11 protein-coding genes are annotated in these 18315 nt (G+C 61.6%); 3 read left to right on the forward strand and 8 right to left on the reverse strand.

Annotation, left to right across the window (positions count from 1 at the left end):
- Positions 1-9: 9 nt before the first annotated feature.
- Positions 10-3789, forward strand: coding sequence for a TonB-dependent receptor (locus tag MOP44_RS15405; RefSeq protein ID WP_260790944.1), 3780 nt, complete (start codon positions 10-12; stop codon positions 3787-3789).
- A gap of 34 nt (positions 3790-3823) precedes the next feature.
- Here the strand turns inward: MOP44_RS15405 and MOP44_RS15410 are convergent, their stop codons facing one another.
- The 5 genes from MOP44_RS15410 to MOP44_RS15430 are packed head-to-tail and all read right to left on the reverse strand — an operon-like array spanning position 3824 to position 9696.
- Complete coding sequence (locus MOP44_RS15410) at positions 3824-4660, reverse strand: flagellar motor protein MotB (RefSeq protein ID WP_260790945.1); 837 nt, start codon at positions 4658-4660, stop codon at positions 3824-3826.
- A 23-nt stretch (positions 4661-4683) separates the two neighbouring features.
- Entirely contained in the window at positions 4684-5568 is an 885-nt protein-coding gene (gene motA, locus MOP44_RS15415) for a flagellar motor stator protein MotA (protein ID WP_260790946.1), read from the reverse strand.
- Positions 5553-6455: a sensor domain-containing diguanylate cyclase gene (locus MOP44_RS15420; protein ID WP_260790947.1), complete on the reverse strand. Its 903-nt coding sequence runs from the start codon at positions 6453-6455 to the stop codon at positions 5553-5555. Before MOP44_RS15420 ends, motA begins: the two co-directional genes overlap by 16 nt.
- A gap of 51 nt (positions 6456-6506) precedes the next feature.
- On the reverse strand, positions 6507-8018 hold the full coding sequence (locus MOP44_RS15425; RefSeq protein WP_260790948.1) for an ATP-binding protein: 1512 nt from the start codon (positions 8016-8018) through the stop codon (positions 6507-6509).
- A 28-nt stretch (positions 8019-8046) separates the two neighbouring features.
- The gene (locus MOP44_RS15430; protein ID WP_260790949.1) at positions 8047-9696 is read right to left on the reverse strand and encodes an FAD-dependent oxidoreductase; all 1650 of its coding nucleotides are present in this window, start codon (positions 9694-9696) and stop codon (positions 8047-8049) included.
- A 404-nt stretch (positions 9697-10100) separates the two neighbouring features.
- Here MOP44_RS15430 and MOP44_RS15435 point away from each other — a divergent pair, with 404 nt between their 5' ends.
- Both MOP44_RS15435 and MOP44_RS15440 read left to right on the forward strand, forming a co-directional pair.
- Positions 10101-10781: a response regulator transcription factor gene (locus MOP44_RS15435; protein ID WP_260790950.1), complete on the forward strand. Its 681-nt coding sequence runs from the start codon at positions 10101-10103 to the stop codon at positions 10779-10781.
- Between the two features lie 308 nt (positions 10782-11089).
- Positions 11090-13348 (forward strand): DUF3300 domain-containing protein, encoded by a 2259-nt coding sequence (locus MOP44_RS15440; RefSeq protein ID WP_260790951.1) that lies wholly within the window; start codon positions 11090-11092, stop codon positions 13346-13348.
- A gap of 158 nt (positions 13349-13506) precedes the next feature.
- Here MOP44_RS15440 and MOP44_RS15445 read toward each other — a convergent pair whose 3' ends face one another.
- The 3 genes from MOP44_RS15445 to MOP44_RS15455 are packed head-to-tail and all read right to left on the reverse strand — an operon-like array spanning position 13507 to position 18287.
- Positions 13507-14370: a PfkB family carbohydrate kinase gene (locus tag MOP44_RS15445; protein ID WP_260790952.1), complete on the reverse strand. Its 864-nt coding sequence runs from the start codon at positions 14368-14370 to the stop codon at positions 13507-13509.
- Positions 14371-14400: 30 nt separating this feature from the next.
- Positions 14401-14679, reverse strand: coding sequence for a hypothetical protein (locus MOP44_RS15450; protein ID WP_260790953.1), 279 nt, complete (start codon positions 14677-14679; stop codon positions 14401-14403).
- A complete protein-coding gene (locus tag MOP44_RS15455; protein ID WP_313901011.1) occupies positions 14676-18287 on the reverse strand; it encodes a glycosyltransferase in 3612 nt (1203 codons plus the stop codon). The genes MOP44_RS15450 and MOP44_RS15455 overlap by 4 nt, the downstream gene beginning before the upstream one ends.
- Positions 18288-18315: the final 28 nt, after the last annotated feature.

Genomic DNA, 18315 nt, shown 5'->3' on the forward strand with positions numbered 1-18315 from the left:
GGAACCGACGTGAAAAGATCCCTATGGGGTTGGGTGCTTCTTTGCATCCTCTCCACTGCTTCCCTTGTCTTCTCCCAGACGGCAACAACCTCATTGCGCGGCGTCATCAAGGACCCCTCCGGTGCTCTGGTGCCCGGCGCTACGGTGACCATCACCAATGGCGCCAACGGCCAGTCGTTCACCGCGAAGGCGGACGCTTCCGGTGTTTACCAGTTCCTGCAGATCCCGCCGGCTAAATACACCATCACCGTCACTGCGGCCGGATTCGGTGATCAGTCCAAGACTGCAGAACTGCTGGTCAACCAGCCCGCCAACATCGACTTTGCTCTCGGCGTGCAGGCCGCAACGGTTACAGTCGACGTCTCAGCAACCGCCCAGACCCTCAATGTCACCGACGCCTCGCTGGGCAACTCCACTGACAACGCGACCATTCAGGCGCTGCCCTCAGAAGAGCGCAACGTACCAGACCTGCTTTCGCTCCAGCCCGGCGTGCTTTTCCTGCCTGCTGCGAATATTGGGGCCAATGATCCCCGCAGCGGTGCCGTTAACGGCGGGCGCTCTGACCAGGGCAACGTCACCATCGATGGCATTGACGACAACGACCAGGTGAACGGCTATGCCTTCACCGGGGTACTGCGCCAGACACAGGACTCCATCGAGGAGTTCCGCGTCGTCACAGGCAATTCCAATGCTGACACTGGCCGCTCCTCCGGAGCCCAGGTCTCCATGGTCACAAAGTCCGGCACCAACAAGATTCACGGCGCCGTTTACGAGTACAACCGCAACGGCCTCGGCGTGGCAAACGACCCGCTGGTGAAGCAGGGCCAGCTCAATTCCGGCCAGTCCAACGTGCCCGGCAAACTAATCCGTAACATCTATGGCGCTGATCTTGGCCTGCCGCTGAAGAAGGACAAGATCTTCTTCTTCGGTAACTGGGAAGCTTATCGGCGTCGTGAATCGTCACCGACGACACGCACTGTGCCAACAGCCTCCTATCAGGCCGGCACGATCACCTACTTCGACACCCCGAACACAACCAAATCTCTGTCGATGGGTGATATCACGGCTCTTGATTCAGGCTGCAAGGTCTGTAACACCGCCGAATATCCCTTTGGAGCTGGTCCCAATCCCAACGCGCTCGCTCTCTTCAACTCCTTCCCGGCCGCCAACGGAACAGCATCGGGCGACGGACTGAACGAAGGCTCCTTCACGTTCGCCTCTCCTCAGCCTGTAGACCAGAACACCTACCTCGCACGCATGGACTTCGCCCCCTCCGACAAGCACCGCCTGTTTGTCCGGGGACAGCTTCAGAAAGACACCTCAGGCGACGTCGAGCAGTTCCCCGGCCAGGGCCCCTCCACCACCTTCACCTCCAACAACAAAGGCATCATTGGCGGAGATGTCTGGACCATCAATACCCATCTCATCAACGACCTTCGTTACGGCTACATCCGCCAGGGCGGCAGTGCCTCCGGCGTCGGCAAGGGCGACTATGTCAGCTTCCGATTCCTTGACACACCGACCTCGCAGAGTCGCACCACCGTCTACAGCGTCCCGGTCAACAACCTCGTCGACGACCTGAGCTGGACCAAGGGCAGCCACACCCTCGGGTTCGGAGCCAACTGGCGTCTCATACACCAGAACCACTCCACCGACGAGAACTCCTACTCGAGCGCGACTACCAACCCCTACTGGCTGTCGGGCAATGCGCCGGGTGCAGGAGGTGTTGACGGAGGCTTCCTCAACTCATATAACATCGCCTTCGCCAATATGGTCGGTACGGTTCCGGCCCGCAATGATGTTGTGAACTACAGGATCACCAGCGTCACACAGGGCTCGCTCCTTGCCGATGGCACTGCCATCCAGCGCCACTTCTCCTCCAACGAACTCGAAGGCTACATCCAGGATGCATGGCGTATTCGGCCCAATCTGACCGTCACCTACGGCGTCCGTTATTCCTATCTAGAGACGCCTTGGGAAACCAAGGGCCAGCAGATCGCGCCCACGATCGACACCCATGCATGGGCTCGGCAGCGTGAGCTAGCCGCCGAGCAGGGCCAGATCTATGAGCAGGATCTCCTCTTTGCTCCCACCGGCAAGTTCTACAACAAGGCGCCTTACTATCCGGCCAACAAGAAAGACTTCGCTCCTCGGCTCGCCATCGCCTACAGCCCCGACACCAAGACTTCTATCCGCGCGGGCTTCGGCATGTACTACGACCACTTCGGTGAAGCCCTGGTCAATGACCTCGACGCCCACGGCTCCTTCGGCCTTAGCTCGTCCCTCACCAACCCATCGGCCGGAGTCTTCAAAATCGAAGGCGATTGCGCCAATCAAGCGGACTGCAGCCATCCCGGTGCCCCGCGCTTCATGGATCGCCACACGCTGCCCAACATCGCCCACCCGACCCCGGACGCGACCACGATCTTCCCTTACCTCTATCCAAACAACTCCTTCAGTATTCAGACCGGCCTCGACAGCCGCATCAAGACCCCGTACTCGGAGTCAATGGACCTGTCCGTGCAACGCGAGTTGCCCGCCGGGTTCATCATCGAAGGCTCCTATGTCGGCCGCCTCGGACGCCGGCTCTTGCAGAGCATCGATATCGCTGAGCCCGTCAATTACCACGATCCTTCCGGCGGAGGCGACTACTTCACCGCTGGAGCAGCGCTTTCCAAGCAAGCGGACCTTCATGGCGGCGACTACGGCGGTGTGGCCTGGTACAACAACACCGGCGAAACAAAAGCACCAGTCCACGTACCTACCATCCAGTGGTTTGAAGATGTGTGGCCCTTCATGAAGGGAACGGACGAGCCCGGAGAAAGCGCCACGGATGCCATCTACAACAACGAGTGGGCCCCGTATCGCTATAGCTACGGCGCCACTACCTCAACCTCCGACATCGACTTCTACTGCTCGTACGGGTGCCCCGATGGTTGGCAGCCGCGCATGTGGCAGGATCAGTTCGCCACCCTCTACGTGCTCGGCAGCGTAGGCGCCAGCTACTACAACGCTGGACAAATCACTCTGCGGCACCCCATGAGCCACGGCCTGCAGATGGACGTCGCCTATACCCTGTCCCACTCCATCGACATGGGCTCGGACAACGAGCGCGCGACCCTTCGCAACGGTGGTACGTTCTCGTTCATCCTCAATACCTGGAAGCCTGAACTCAACCGTGGCAATTCTGATTTCGACACCCGCCAGCTTGTGACGGTCAACGGTCTCTATCTGCTTCCCTTCGGACGTGGCAAGGCCGTGGCCGGCAACGCCAACGCATTCCTCGACGCCATCATCGGTGGCTGGCAGTGGTCGGGCCTCGCTCGCTGGAGCAGCGGCCTGCCGTTTTCCTTCTTCGAGCCCGGCTGGAGCACCAACTGGGAAATCGAGAGCTTCGGCGTTCGGAGCGGTCCCATCAAGACTCACAAGCACCGGGACGCCGATGGCAACATCCAGTACTTCGACAACCCGGATGCCATCAACAGCCAGGTCTACTGCGGCGGTTGCGGCGGCGGAAACATGCGCCTGCCGTACGCGGGTGAAGCCGGCGAGCGCAATGTGTTCCGTGGCGATGGTTACTTCAATATCGACTCGGGAATCGCGAAAACCTGGAAGACGGGCGACTTTGGAGCCATCCGCTTCGCGTGGGAAGTCTACAACGTCACCAACTCCGTGCGTTGGGATCCCGCTTTCATCAACACCGGCCTGACCGGCGGCCAGCTAGGCGTTGCCACCAGCGTGCTCACCGTTCCCCGCCGCATGCAGTTCGGCCTTCGCTACGACTTCTAACCTTCAACCCATCTGCAATCCAAGCCGGAGGAGCTCAAGCTCCTCCGGCTTTCTCTTTCGGCGCAGGCGATTTGGCCGGCACTGCCTCGGGCGCCTTTACCGCCTCCCGCGACGTCCCTGCCACCGCGGGAAGGGAAGCCGCCGTACCCCCCTCGTTCTTCACCAGAATCGAAATCCTTCGATTCGACGGATCAAACGGATTCGACTTCACCCGCAGCATCTGGTCCGCATAACCGCGCACCTGCGTCACCTGGTCCGCGCGTACGCCCGCCTGCTGCAGCAGTCGTCGCGCCGAGTTGGCGCGATCCGCTGACAACTCCCAGTTGCTATATGAAGTGTCGCTCGAGTAGGGTGCCGCGTCGGTGTGGCCTTCGATCAGCAGCGCATTCGGCAACTTCTTCAACTCGCCCGCAAGCAGGTTCAGCAACTCCTGCCCGCTGCCGCTCAGCCCCGCACTGCCGCTCTGATAGAACGTGCCATTCTTGCCCTCAATCAGCTCGATCCGCAGCCCCTCTGCGGTAATCGTGATTTCGATCTGCTTCGAAAGCTTTTCCAGCTCCTTCTTGGCCTTGATCTCTTCCTCAAGCTTGTCCTTCAACAGCCGCAGTTTGTCTTCGTTCGCAACCACCGATACGCCGTTGCCATTCATCGTTGTGCCCAGCAGGTTCGCCGTTCCTTTTGGATCGTTGAAATAACCCGCCACCGCCTTCTTGATCCTGTCGCTCGAGTTCATCAGCCACAGCACGATGAACAGCGCCATCATGGCGGTCACAAAATCGGCATACGCCACCTTCCACGCGCCGCCGTGATGGCCCCCGTGGCCGCCCTTCTTCTTGATAACAATGATGGGCTGCGCCTTCGTACTCGACATGCGCTTCTCCCCTCCGCTTCCCGTCAGGCCGCCGCCGGAGCGCCGGCAGCCGCCGCGCTCTGGCCCTTGCAGTGCTTCTCCATCTCATCGAACGTGGGCCGCACATGCGCCGGAATTGCCCTCCGCGCCATCTCAATCGCGATCATCGGCGCCGACCCCTTCAGGAACGACAGCAGCAAAACCCGCAGCACATGCAGATAGCTGTTATGCTCATCGGCTGCCTTGGTCATGTTCGAGGCCACCGGCCCCAACACACCATAGCAAAGCAGGATGCCCAGAAACGTGCCCACCAGCGCCGCCGCTACCTTGTGCCCAATCTCCTCCGGAGGCCCGCCCAGAGCGCCCATCGTGATCACCACACCCAGCACCGCCGCCACAATCCCTAATCCCGGCAGCGCGTCGGCGGTCGTCGAAAGCGCACTCACCGGTTGCGTGGCGTCATGATGATGAACCTCCATGTCGAGCTCCATCATCTGGTCCATGTCGAACGGCTCCACGCCCCCGGTGATAGCCATGCGCAGCGTGTCGCACACAAAATTGCGCGCATGATGATCCGCCAGAAACTCCGGATAGTTCTTGAAAATCGCGCTCTTGTCCGGCTTCTCAACGTCTTCCTCCACGCTGAGCAATCCCTCTTTGCGCACCTTGTTCAGGAACTGGTACATCATCTTCAGCGTGTTCAGGTAACGCCCCTTGGCAATCCCCTTGCCCTTGATCACTCCAAGAATTCCCGCCACAATGCCCTTCAGAATATGCAATGGATTGGCCACCAGCAGCGTCCCCGTCGCCGCTCCGGCAATGATCAACAACTCCGCCGGCTGTACCAGCACCCCCAGGTTCCCCTTCTCCATCAGGAACCCGCCGATCACCGCGCCGAAGACAACCAGAATCCCTATGATCGCGAACATGCAAACCTCCCCGGCGCCCACGTGACCCGATTGCCACCCGCATGTGCGCTCGTCTCCATCCCTTCCCGCGCCCGATTCAAAACTTCCGCAAGCGCCTCACCCGGCTCCGCCTTAGACGCTCCCACGCTCACCGTGAGCGTCAGCCGGTCGCCCCACCAGCGAAAATCCGCCGTGCGCGCAAGTCCTGCCAGCAGCTGCGCATGATTCGCCAGCACCTCGCCACTCGCCTCGTGTGAAAGCACCAGGAACTCGCCGTCTCCCCAGCGCCCTACCTCTTCGCCTGCGCGCAGATGATTGGCCAGCGTGCGCTCCACGTTCTCCAGCATCGCCTCGCACGCCCGCGCCCCATGCGTTTTGCGCATGGACTCCGCCTGATCCACCGTGATCCACAGCAGGCCCAGCGGAACCGCCTCATGCACAAACCGCTCATACTCCGTTTCAAGGTGATCGCGAAGCTCAGCCTGGCTCGCCCTTACCTCCGAGCCCTCGCTGGTATCGCCATGGGGAAGGGCATTGGCATGTTCTGAGGGATGAAACACCATCGCCGTGCCGATCCGCCCGCCCAGCGGATCGCGCAGCACCAGCCTGCGAGTGATCGCCGGGATGTCATGCCCCTGCTTGTGCTGCGCGTGCACCAGTGTCCCGCGCGCCAGCAGCGGACTGCTCGCCGGCGCCATGAGTAGTTCGCTGCGCTCGAACAAGCCGCACGCTGTCAGCGGTTCGAGCCCCTGCGGAAGCTCGCGTCCGATTATCCCCGCGTTAGGATGTCCGGTGATGATCTCTGCTGCGTGGTTCCAGAACACCACGCGATCCGCCTCGTCCAGCAGCGCCAGCCCCTCGGGATACACCTCAAGGGCAGCTTCCACCAGTTCTGCTCGGTCGGCCATCGCTGCCTCCCCACCCTTTCATCGGCAGCGGAGGCAGCAACTTCATTCAGATCAGGCGTGCGCTGTTGTTTTCAAAGCGCGCTGTGCGTAATTCCCGCCGCGCCGCGGCAGACGAACAATAAACCGCGTGTCGCCGGGCTTCGACTCTACCGCGATCTGCCCATCGAATTTCTGCGTCACGATGCGATGCACAATGTCCAGCCCAAGCCCCGTTCCCGACCCCTGTGGCTTCGTCGTGAAGAACGCTTCCCAAATATGCGGCAGAACCGCTTCAGGAATCCCCGCGCCCTGGTCGCCGATGCTGATCACCAGCCACTCCGGCTCCGTCCACGTCGCAATCTCGATCTTGCCGTTGGCTGGCGACGCGTCTGCCGCATTGTCGATCAGGTTAGTCCACACCTGCGACAGCGCCGAGCCGCGCGTCTCAATCACTGACGGCGACGCATCAAATCGCTTCTCCACCTTGATCTGCTTGATGCGCAGCTTATGCCCCAGAATCGTCAGCGTGCTCTGCAGGCTATCGTGCACGTCCAGATCGCGTGCCGGTGACTTCTCGTCGTACGCAAACTTCTTCACAGCCGACACCAGGTCCGACACCCGCCCCAGACTCTCCTCGATCGTGCACACCTGCTTCATGCTCGACACCATCGCGCCTAGCCAGTTGAGCACATCGGAAAACGGGCCGCGCTCGAAGAAGACCTGCGCGCACTGCAGTTCCGAAGTTTGAAAACCCATCTCTACCAGGGCCGGTCCGATCGTCCACGCATTCTCGACGCCGGCAGACTCGAGCCACTGAGATAACTCTTCTTCCGCATCGGCCTGATCGACGCTGCTGAGTGCCGTGAGGCGGCAGCTCTGCATTGTGTGCCGCAGCAACTCCTGGATGCAGCTAAGCTGCTCGGCCGTCTTGGGCTTCGCACCAATGCGAACCCCAAGTTCCTGCAGGATGCGCAGGTTCTCGCGCAACTGCGCGGCAGATCGCTTCGCAGCCGAACCAGGATTGTGCAGTTCGTGCATCAATCCCGCCGCCAGCGTGCCCAGCGTCACCAGTTTCTCGCGATGCAACGCCTCTACCTGGTAAGCGGAAACACGCTCGGACATGTCGTGCACAATCATCTTGCGCACTGCCGGGCAACAGGACATCACGTCCCAGAACTGCTGCTCTGAAAGCCGCACCAGCACCGAGTCCTCAACAGCGCGAATAAAGAACGTCGACGACTCCTTGCCATACAGCAGCGGAGTCTCGCCAAATCCCTCGCCAGCCTTGGCAAATCCCACCGCTGTCAGCGATCCATCCTGCTCCTGGCGATCGGCGCGCAGCTTGCCTTCCAGCACCACCGAGTACCACAGGGGAGACTCGCCCGGCTTGCAGATGATGCTTTCCGCCGGGGCAGTCACCCGCATCAGCGGCTCTGGGCCGTTCAGCACTGAAAGGTCTGATTCAGCAAAACGCGGCAGGGCCTTCAGCGCTGCTTCCACTGCCGCAAATTGCACGTCTTCCGTTTGCACCGGCTTGCCGTCCACCGGCCAGTTCATGCCCGGTTTGTCGCTTTCCTGAGCCACTGAGTCCCCTTGCCCCCCGTCCCCGCTCTTAGAATCCGGCGAGGTACTGGTGAATAAACTGCACGGCGATCGAGCCTTCCCCCACCGCCGATGCCACGCGTTTCACCGATCCGTGGCGCACATCCCCGGCTACAAATACTCCGGGAACGCTCGTTTCCAGAAGAAACGGCTCGCGAGTCTCCTGCCACTCCGGCGGCAACTTGCCGTCGTTGCGCAAATCGGGCCCCGCGAGAATAAAACCCTTCTCATCGCGCAGAATTGCCGGTGGAAGCCAATCCGTACGCGGCGCAGCCCCGATGAACACGAAGAGCGATTCAGCCTTGACCTCCTCTTCGCCATTTGGTCCGCGCAGCCGCAACCCCTCCAGATGCTCCTCGCCAATGGCTCGGATGACCTGCGTTTGCGGCCTCAACACAATATTCGATGTGCGACCGATCTCATCGATCAAATATTTCGACATGGTTGCCGCCAGACCCGGTCCGCGCACCAACATGGTCACTGTTCGGGCATATTTGGAGAAATGCAGCGCGGCCTGCCCTGCCGAATTCGCGCCTCCCACCACATAGACGTCCTCATCCTTGCAACTGGGAGCCTCCACCAGCGCCGCCCCGTAGTAGATACCCCGGCCAGTCAGCCGTTCCGCGCCCGGAACGTCCAGCTTGCGGTACTGAACACCCGGAGCCAGAACCACCGCATGCGAGGAAACTTCGCGGCCATCGCTCATGCAGATAAAGTTGTACTGCCCATCGATGCGCAGCCCGGCCGCCCGTTGCGTGACGAACTCCACGTCAAAAGCCTGCGCCTGCAACAACGCGCGCTGGCCCAGTTCGGCACCCGTTATCCCCTGGTGGAAGCCCAGGTAGTTCTTGATCAGTGAAGTTGTTCCGGCCTGCCCGCCCGGCGCCTCCGGCTCAACTACCAGCGTACGCAAGCCCTCGCTCGCACCGTACACCGCCGCCGCCAGTCCCGCAGGTCCGCCTCCCACCACCACAAGGTCGTAAAAATCCTTGCTGGCCTGGATCTTCAGTCCCACGCGCTGGGCCAGCTCCTCGGGCGAGGGCGCTGCAAGCGATGCTCCGTCCGGAAACAGCACAACCGGGAACTCAGCCGACTCGAGCTTCCGCTCCTGAAGCAGCTTCGAGCCCTCTTCCCCGTCCACGTCCAGCCAGCGGTAGGGCACATGATTGCAACTCAGGAAGCTGCGGATCTCGTGGTCCCGCGCCGACCACCGATGGCCCAGCACCGTAAGCCCTTCAAACCGCGGCCGGTAGCCCAGCCTCCAGCTCTCCAACAGATCGCTGACTACCGGGTACAGACGCTCCTCAGGTGGATCCCACGGCTTGTTGAGGTAGTAGTGAATGCGCGCGCTATTGATCGCCTGGATCGCCGCCTCGGTATCGGCATACGCCGTCAGCAACACCCGCCGCGCCTCGGGATAAACCTCTCGTGACCGTTCCAGCACCTGCACGCCCGTCAGCCCCGGCATGCGCTGATCGCTGATCAGCAGCGCCACGTTTTCGTTACGTTCCTTTACCTGCGACAACGTGTCCAGCGCGGCCTGGCCTCCGGCAGCGCGCATCACGCGGTAATCGGCCCCATAGCGCCGGCGCAGATCCTGCACCACCGCCTCAAGCACATTCACGTCATCATCCACGGCCAGAATGATTGGTCTCGCCATATCTCCAGTGTACGGGCCCCCGCAAGCCATCTCGAGCGAACACCACGACCCCTGATGCCCCACCCTAGTGCCTGACCCTCACCCCTGAGCCTCGGCCCTCGCCAAGCTCCCACATCCACCCCATTCGTGGGATTTTTTCTTTTGTGACGGCCGTGACAGACTGTAAGCTCGTAAACGAAATACAGACAGTTAGCGGAACAAGCACCAAATTGGTACCGGGCTGAGTGAGCACGGGGCCGATACGCGTATTTCAATTTCGGCAGAGAAGGGAATTGGGGGACTGCCGATATGGTGCAGGGGGAAGCTGAATTTCCAAAGCGGCACAGTACGGCACGGGTCTGTCGGGCCGGCATGATCGGCTCAGTATAGACGCGCGCGTTGTCGCGGCGGTTGAGGCGCACACTATGAAGAAGATCATTCTCGCTGATTCCCAGGCCATTTTCCGGGCAGGGACGGCAAAGGTTCTGGCAGCCGACGACGATTTGCGCATCATTGCTCAATGCGCGGACCTGGAACGGCTGTTCCACGCCATCGATACATTTCCCGGATCCATCATTCTCTTTGCGGCCTCTCTGAGACCCGACCTGCTCCAATTGCGTCGGCGTCTTGAGAAGGCCGGCAGCAGGGGCATCGTCATCGCCGAGAACAGTGAAGCGGCCCAGGTCTACGTGCAGCAGGGCTTCCGCGGTGTGATCTTTCGGAATGTCACCGGCCAGGCTCTCGTCGACTGCGTCCGCCGCGTCTCCAACGGCGATACCTGGATTCCACCGCAACTGGCTGCCGTGAGTCCCGTGGACGAAGACGTCGTCGGCACCCGCGTCCGAGACCGCCTCACCCCCAAGGAAATGCGCATCGTCGCCCTCATCGTACAGGGCTGCAAGAACCGTGACATCGCCCTTCGTCTCAAAACCACCGAGCAGGTCATCAAGAACTATCTCCGCTCCATTTACGATAAGACCGGCGTTTCCGACCGCCTCGAACTCGCCCTGTTCACCATCCATCACCGCGCCCTCGCCGCAGCAGCAGCGGAAATGAGCACCAAGATGGATGCCGAAGAACAGGCCGCCACCGGCGCCGTCGCCTGACCTGCCACAAACCATTTCGCCAGGAACAACGGGGTTCCGCCAATACGCGGAACCCCGTCGATCTTTGAAGGCTATCGAAAGGGGGCCCGATGGTGCGTGGTTTAGGCGACGCAGACTTGCTGGTCTAATAGCACTCCATTCTTTCCATTCCAGTCGCGCAACTATTCCCTCCCGCCCGGGTCTACGCCTTCAACCCTGCGACCGCCTGCCTCCGGAAAGAACCACCCCCGGGAAGACGTGAGCAGAGTACGGGGGTTTCCTGGCAACGGCCTTGTACGCGATGGCGCGCGCCCGAATGTGAGGCGGTAATGACCACTAGATTATTTTTGACCCTGGCTCTGGCGGCTGGAATACCCGCCTTCGCCGCAGCTCAGAATCCCGACAACCCGCCCCAGGCTGATCCGCAGGTCTCCGGCCCCGCCCAGCTCACCGACGTTCAGTCCGGCTCACCCCAGGGTTACCTCGACCCCAACTTCGCCAACAAGCCGCACGCCGGTACCCCCCTCCCGTCCGACGGTTCCGCCACGGCGGCCCCACCCCCCTCCAGCCCGAATCAAGCCCCGAACTGGTACAAGGACTCGCCCCAGGCCTACGATCACGGCGCCTCCAAGCCTCGCCATCTTCGCGCCCCCAAGAACCGCCCCCAGGTCTACGACGACACTCAATCCGAGCCCGCCCCATCGAGTGAAGTGGCCCAGGAGAATCCGCCCGAACAGCCTCAGGAGCTGCCGCCCGCACAGTCCGACGACGAACCGACCCCCCAGGTCCAGCCCCTCCCCCGCTACTACGGTGGCCAGTCCAGCCAGCAGCAATATGACCAGCAGCAGTATCAAGACCAGCAGGCCTACGCCGGCCAGCCTCAGCAAAACTATCAGCAGCCCCAGGACTACGCATACCAGGGCGAACCTGATTACCCCCAGGACGACTACGGCTCTGGAGCCGTACAGCCCACTCAGCAACCCCTCGGCGCTGAGCAGCTTGAACAGCTCGTAGCCCCCATCGCGCTCTACCCTGACCAGCTCGTCGCCCAGATCCTCACCGCCTCCACCTATCCCGCACAGATCACCGCGGCCGACCAGTTTGTTCGCTCCATGAACGGTGCCCAGCCCGAGCAGATCGCCCAGGGCGCCAACGCGCAGACCGGCTGGGACCCGAGCGTGAAGGCCCTCACCGCTTTCCCCCAGGTCCTCGCCATGCTCGACGGCAACCTGCAGTGGACCGCCGCCCTCGGCAACGCCTATTACAACCAGCCGCAGGATGTCCTCGAGACCATCCAGCTCCTTCGCCAGCGCGCCCAGCAGGACGGCAACCTCCAGAGCACCGCGCAGCAGCAGGTGATCCAGCAGCCCAACTACATTCAGATCGAGCCCACCAACCCCGAATACGTCTACGTCCCCAGCTACAACCCGTGGTACGTTTACGGCGCTCCCATCGCCCCCTACCCCAGCTTCGAATTCGGTGACTGGGGCCTTTACATCGGCGGCGGAATCGGTTGGGGCCTGCGCTTCGCAGTGGCTCCGTTCTTCAACTTCGGTTTCGGCTTCGGATACTGGGGCCTTGATTGGGCCAGAGGCGGCTGCCTCTACAACCACGGTTATTATTGGAGCCACAGCCATGAGGTTCGCGACTGGGGCTTCGCCCACGGCGGCCGCCGCTGGGACGGCGGACGCAGCGGTTGGAACCACGGTGGCTACGGTGGCCGCGACTACGCCCGCTTCGGCAACTACAACCACGAGCCCATGAACATCCACGGCGCCCCCGGGCCCCGTAGCGGCGGTCACTCCTTCTTCGGCGGCTCTCAGCAGGAACTACACCGCATGCAGCCGGCCCGCCCCATGCAGGGTTACGGACACATGCAGGGCGGCTTCACGCGCCCGCAGTCTCCTGGTCAGCAGGCCTTCAGCCACCTACCCCCCGCCAACGGCCGTCCCGAGCAGTTCCGGGGCCGCACCCAGCCATACGGCGGTCAGCCCTTCTCCGGACGCCAGCCCCTTGCCGGCGGCCCCCAGCCCTTCCGCGGTGGCTCTCCTGGTTTCGGCGGCCGTAACGAACCCTACTCCCGCCCTCAGCCGGTCGCCCCGTCTCCCCGCCCCGGCAATGGCTTCGGTGGCTACCCCCGTCCGAACCAGGGATACATGGGTCGCCCCGCCCCGCTTCAAACCTACCGCGGCCCCCAGCAGAGCTACTCCGCTCCCCGCCCGTTCGGCGGCGGATCCAGCGGATTCGGCCAGTCCTACGCCCGTCCCCAGCAGCCCAGCAACCACTCGTTCTTCGGTGGCGGCGGACGCAGCGCGCCCAGCTTCGGCGGTGGCGGCCACAGCTTCGGTGGAGGCTCCCACTCTTTCGGTGGCGGACCCTCCTTCGGTGGTGGAAGCCATTCGTTTGGTGGTGGTGGCGGTCACTCCTTCGGAGGCGGCGGAGGTCACTCCTTCGGAGGCGGCGGAGGTCACTCCTTCGGAGGCGGCGGCCATTCCTTCGGTGGGGGAGGGGGACACTCCTTCGGCGGCGGTGGAGGCCACTCGTTTGGAGGCGGCGGTCATTCCAGCGGCGGCGGCCACCACCGCTAGCCCGAAAAGAATCTAGGGTGCCCCAGGTCCCGGGGTCCCCAGCGATCGGTCTTTGTCGCTGGGGTGGAGATCCCCGGTTTTGGGACCTGGGAAAGCACAAAGCTCCCACAGCCGAGCTTTTGCTCTTCTTTCTCTCATCCCCGCAGGGGATCTCCTTTTCATACCCAGCACCCAATTCCCAACCCCCGGCACGACCGCGTAGCCACTTCCGCCGCTCTCCGCAGCGAACCCTCAAAATCACCGCTCTCCGCAAAATAGAAACAGAACGCCCCGTGCAGCACATCCCCGGCGCCCAGCGTATCCACGGCCTCAACCGCCTCAATCGCAATCTCAAACCGCTGTCCGCGATCTAAACCAACAATTGGCCTCGCCCCACGCGTCACCGCCACAAACGGCACACCCTGCGCGGCGAACCACGCAAGCGTCTTCTCCGCATCCGCAGCCACGCCCGGCATCGCAAACCGCTCACTGCAAATCGCCGCCGTCAGCATCGGAGCCAGCACGTCCGTCCCCGGCTTCCAACTCCCGCCATCCAGGCACAACGCCGTTCCACCATCCCTCAGCGACCGCAGCAGCGGCAGAGTCTCGCTTAAATGGAATCCATCCGTCAGAGCCACCGCCGGCGCATCACCCCACGCTGGATCCCATCCGCCATCAAGCGGCAGCACCTGCACCGGCGATACAGGCGGATTCACAATCGTCCGCGTCGCCGCAGCCGCATTCACCAGCACAGTTGTCAGAGGAGTCTCGTACCCATCCGCCGCCAGATCCACCAGTTCGATCCCACGCAGATCCAGCTCCGCGCGCGCCATCTCTGCCCACGGCCCCGCACCCACCGCGCTCATCAGCGTTGCGCGTCCACCCAGCAGCGCATGCGTAATCGCCGCATTGCAAGCCGGCCCGCCCGGCGCTACACGAAACGCCCGCGCAAACACCTTCGTGTCTTCCCGCGGCATCGCATCGAGCCAATACAGCGCATCGACCGTCGTCCGCCCTGCGAAGAGAATGTGCGCACCCGTCATTCCATGATTCCAATTTCGTTCACTGTTCCGTCAGTTCCGCGGATAAGTATGGTATGTGCCAAGACGAATGAACTGGCGGTTAGCAAGAGTCTCTTCCAGCATCTGGTTCAACTCATCCCCCTGATCGCGTTCCGGATCTGGCTCGATCACCCGTGAAATAGAGAGGAGTTGCCAATCATATGTGTGCAGGTACGATTCGACTCGTTCGACTGCGTTTTCCGACGAAGACGCCCAAAGCGTGACGTTGATGAATCCGAACGCGCCGTCCATCGCGACCTCAGCGGTCACCAGCCACACAGTCTCGCTCACTGCGTCTCCGTGAGCGCCTCGGTCTGCTTGCTCATTTTCGCCGTACGCTCCAGCTTGTCCCAGTTGAACGGCTTCCCATCAATCGCCCGCTTAATCGTCTTGAACAAGACAAGCGAGAACAATTGTCTGTAGCTGAACCGCTGCAGCCAGATATGGAACAACAGCCAGCCATCTCCCTTGTTCGCCGGATGTCGCCGCTCCAGACTGAATGCCACCGCCGACGTAAAGAAGTCGATCACCAGGAACGTCAGGAAATACACCAGCAGCTTCTGGAAATTCGCCGCCGATACCGACTCCGGATGGAAGTGGCGATCCCAGAAGTAGTGCAGGATCCCAAACACAAACATCAAATCGATGAATGGTGACACCAGCGGCAGCAGCATCTGGAAAATCAGAATATTCGGCAGCGCAAACAGCCCCATCGCCTTGTTGCGCAGAAACGCCGCGCGATGCTTCCACACTGCCTGCAGCGTTCCGAACGACCAGCGGAACCGCTGCCGCATCAGCCCGTTCGCGTTAATCGGAGCTTCGGTAAACGCCAGTGCACGATCTTCGTACGTCACCTTCAGCCCATGCTCCAGCAGGCTCATTGTCAGATCGGCGTCCTCAGCCACGGTATTCACTGGATAGCAGCCGGCTTCCTTCACCGCCTCGGTGCGCCATGCCCCAATCGCACCCGGAACCACGGTCACCACGTTGAACAGGTTCAGCGCGCGCCGTTCAAAATTCTGGCTCGTGATGTACTCCAACGCCTGCCACCGCGTCCAAAGGTTCACGCGATTGCCCACCTTCGCATTGCCCGCCACTGCGCCAATCTCCGCATCTTCAAAGTGCGGAATCAGCTTCGAAATCGCATCCGTGGCAATCACCGTATCGGCATCAATGCCCACGTAGATGCCTTCATCCACATGATCCAGCGCATAGTTCAGCGCCGCGGCCTTGCCGCCGTTTGCTTTCTCTAGCACAGTCACATGCCCGGCCTTGATCTCCGCCTCGTACGCCTCGCGCGCAACTTCCGCAGTGCGATCTTTTGACCCGTCGTCGATCACGATCACGCGAATGTTGTCGTAGTCCGAATTCAGCACAGACCGGATCGTGCGCACGATGACCTTCTCTTCGTTGTAAGAAGGTACCAGCACCGCCACGCGCGGATGGAACCCCGGTGACGCCTCGCGATGCGGCCGCCGCAGCCGGTCGATGATGGCGAAAATGCCCACCAGCACCAGCCGCGCGCTCATCAGGATGTCGCCCAGGAAGAACACGTACACGATGAAGTTGAAAATGATCGCCAGCACTGAGAACGCCACAGCATCGGGCCATGCGCGCACCTGCTGCCAGAAGCCGAGCTTCGGCATCACGTCCGCGGTGGACTTGCCCATCAGCTCCGATACCTGCACGAACTCGTAGCCGTGCGCACGCAGCGTATCGATCAGCACCGGCAGCGCCGCCACCGTGACTGAGCGGTCGCCGCCGCCGTCGTGCATCAGGATGACCGATCCGCGGAACTGCGGCTTCGTCTTCATCCGGTTCAACTGATCCAGCACCGACTGCGCAATCTCCTGCGGCGTCTTCTTAATCCGCTCGTCCCAATCATCGGTGTCGATCTTGTTGCCGACTACCGTCAGCCCATTCTGCTGAATGCGCACCACCGGCGCGGCCTGGTCGTCCGTATCCGGCTCTTCATCAATGTCGTACGGCGGCCTGAAATACAACGGCTGCACGCCCAGCTTGCTCGCAAACAAGCGATTCGTCAGGCTAATTTCAAAGTCGAGCTGCCGCTGCGAAATTTCGCTGATGTCCGGATGCGAGTACGTGTGATTGCCAATCTCGTGCCCTTCACGCGCCACGCGCTCCATCACGTTGATGTGCTGCTGCGCCTCCTCGCCAATCATCATGAATGTGGCGTGCACGCCCCTCTGCTTCAGGATGTCGAGAATCCTCGGCGTCCACTTCGCGTCGGGGCCATCGTCAAAACTGATCGCTACCTTGTTGGGGTGATACCCGTACTGCCGGATCGTGTACGTATTGGGATACACGTCCATGTGTTCGTCCACAATCAGCTTCTTGCGCGGATCGGGCTCGTCGGTATCCACCTCCACCGTGCGTTTGCCCACCTTCGGCAAACCGGTCACCTTAATAATGTCGCCGTCGCCCTCCGTGTCCACGTCATGCCCCGGCTGCACTGAGCCCAGCGCCTGCAGAGCCTGTGCACTGCTCGGCTTGTCCCACACGTTCCACAGCGACGAGTCTTCCGATCCCAGCCGCCACAGTGCAAACGTCTGAATGCCGAGCTGCCGCGCCGCCCGCATCTGGTTCAGCACTGTCACCGCATCCAGGAACCACACCACGTGCCGTTCCTGGCTGTCTTCATCGATGTACTCAAAGTGCGGGTTCAGCGTGTCGTAGTCGATGTTCAGATCTGCGTCCGCATCCGATGCCCGCTGCCACACGTCCGAAACCGACAGGTCCTCCGTATCTACAACCTGCGGCTTCGGCGCTTTCCCCTTCGGCCTTCCGCGCCTGTCCTTCGGCGCTTGCGGCATCGACATCGTCCAGTCGTACCCGTAATTGCCGATTGCGCAGATGATCTTCTCGCGCGGAACTACCTTGAGCGCGCGCTGCAAGTTAGCGGTGAACCAGTTCTGTGCGGCGATCGGCCCCGGCTCGCTCTCCACCTCGTGCTGGTCATAGTTCATCAGGATGATGCCGTCTGAATTGGCCGCTACCTGCTGCAGCGTCGGGTCGTCGGCGCCGGTGCCCAGGTTCACATAGAGCTGAAGCTTCCGCGCCCGCAACTGCGCGTAGATCTCCTGAATGAACTGCACATACGCCGGCATGCGGTTGTCGTTTAGGCTCTCGAAATCCAAAGACAGCCCGCGATAGGCCGGCAGCGCCGTGAAGAACCGCATGATCTGGTTCTCGAGCGCCGCCCGCTTGGCATCGTCGGCCAGCATGTCCCCAATTGCCGGATCCCACTTCTGCGAGTGTGGATTGAAGTTGTTGACCAGAGGAAAAATCTCCGTGTCAACCTTCGTCTCCTGGATCACGTGCTTGATCTTGTTCAGGTCGTCAGGATCGTGTACCGTGCTCCCGTCGATGACCTTGAACTCCTGCAGCGTGTTCTCGCCGCTCATCGCCATCAGTTCCGGATCAGGCGCATTCACATGCAGCCACTTCGGAAACAGCAGGTCGATCTGGTGCACATGCTCCTTGAACGACGAGTAGCTGGTCGCATCGTCCGGCACATAGAACGCCGCCCTTAGCCCTTCACCCGTGTTCAGCGCCACTTCCGAGGGCTTCAGGTTCGTCTTGCGCCGCGTTGGCTGTGGCCGCGCGCCCTTCAGCAGCGGCGTCCGGTCACGTCCGCCATGATACGAGCGGTAATCCAGCGCTTTGTAGTTATGCTTGTGACTTGGAAGTAGTAGCTCCGGCAACGGCTGCCCGCGTAGGCTGTTGAAGACAAATCCGGCCACCACAAGCGTCGTAACAACTGCAATCGCATCAAGAACGCGGCGAAGTCGCTTCCACCGCTTGCGGTCCGGGTCGTAAAAAATTTGCTTTTCAGCCATCGGCAGCCGATCTTCCCACGTGCGCGAAAACCTCTTCACAGTCTAGGCTATAGAGTAACGAATCTAT

The sequence above is a fragment of the Occallatibacter riparius genome, from assembly GCF_025264625.1.
In the GTDB taxonomy this organism is placed as follows: Bacteria; Acidobacteriota; Terriglobia; order Terriglobales; family Acidobacteriaceae; genus Telmatobacter; species Telmatobacter riparius.

Excerpts from the sequence above, each read along its gene's own strand:
- MOP44_RS15410 (WP_260790945.1), bottom strand. The coding sequence starts at position 4,660 with ATGTCGAGTACGAAGGCGCAGCCCATCATTGTTATCAAGAAGAAGGGC.
- motA (WP_260790946.1), bottom strand. The coding sequence starts at position 5,568 with ATGTTCGCGATCATAGGGATTCTGGTTGTCTTCGGCGCGGTGATCGGC.
- MOP44_RS15420 (WP_260790947.1), bottom strand. The coding sequence starts at position 6,455 with ATGGCCGACCGAGCAGAACTGGTGGAAGCTGCCCTTGAGGTGTATCCC.
- MOP44_RS15430 (WP_260790949.1), bottom strand. The coding sequence starts at position 9,696 with ATGGCGAGACCAATCATTCTGGCCGTGGATGATGACGTGAATGTGCTT.
- MOP44_RS15435 (WP_260790950.1), top strand. The coding sequence starts at position 10,101 with ATGAAGAAGATCATTCTCGCTGATTCCCAGGCCATTTTCCGGGCAGGG.
- MOP44_RS15440 (WP_260790951.1), top strand. The coding sequence starts at position 11,090 with ATGACCACTAGATTATTTTTGACCCTGGCTCTGGCGGCTGGAATACCC.
- MOP44_RS15445 (WP_260790952.1), bottom strand. The coding sequence starts at position 14,370 with ATGACGGGTGCGCACATTCTCTTCGCAGGGCGGACGACGGTCGATGCG.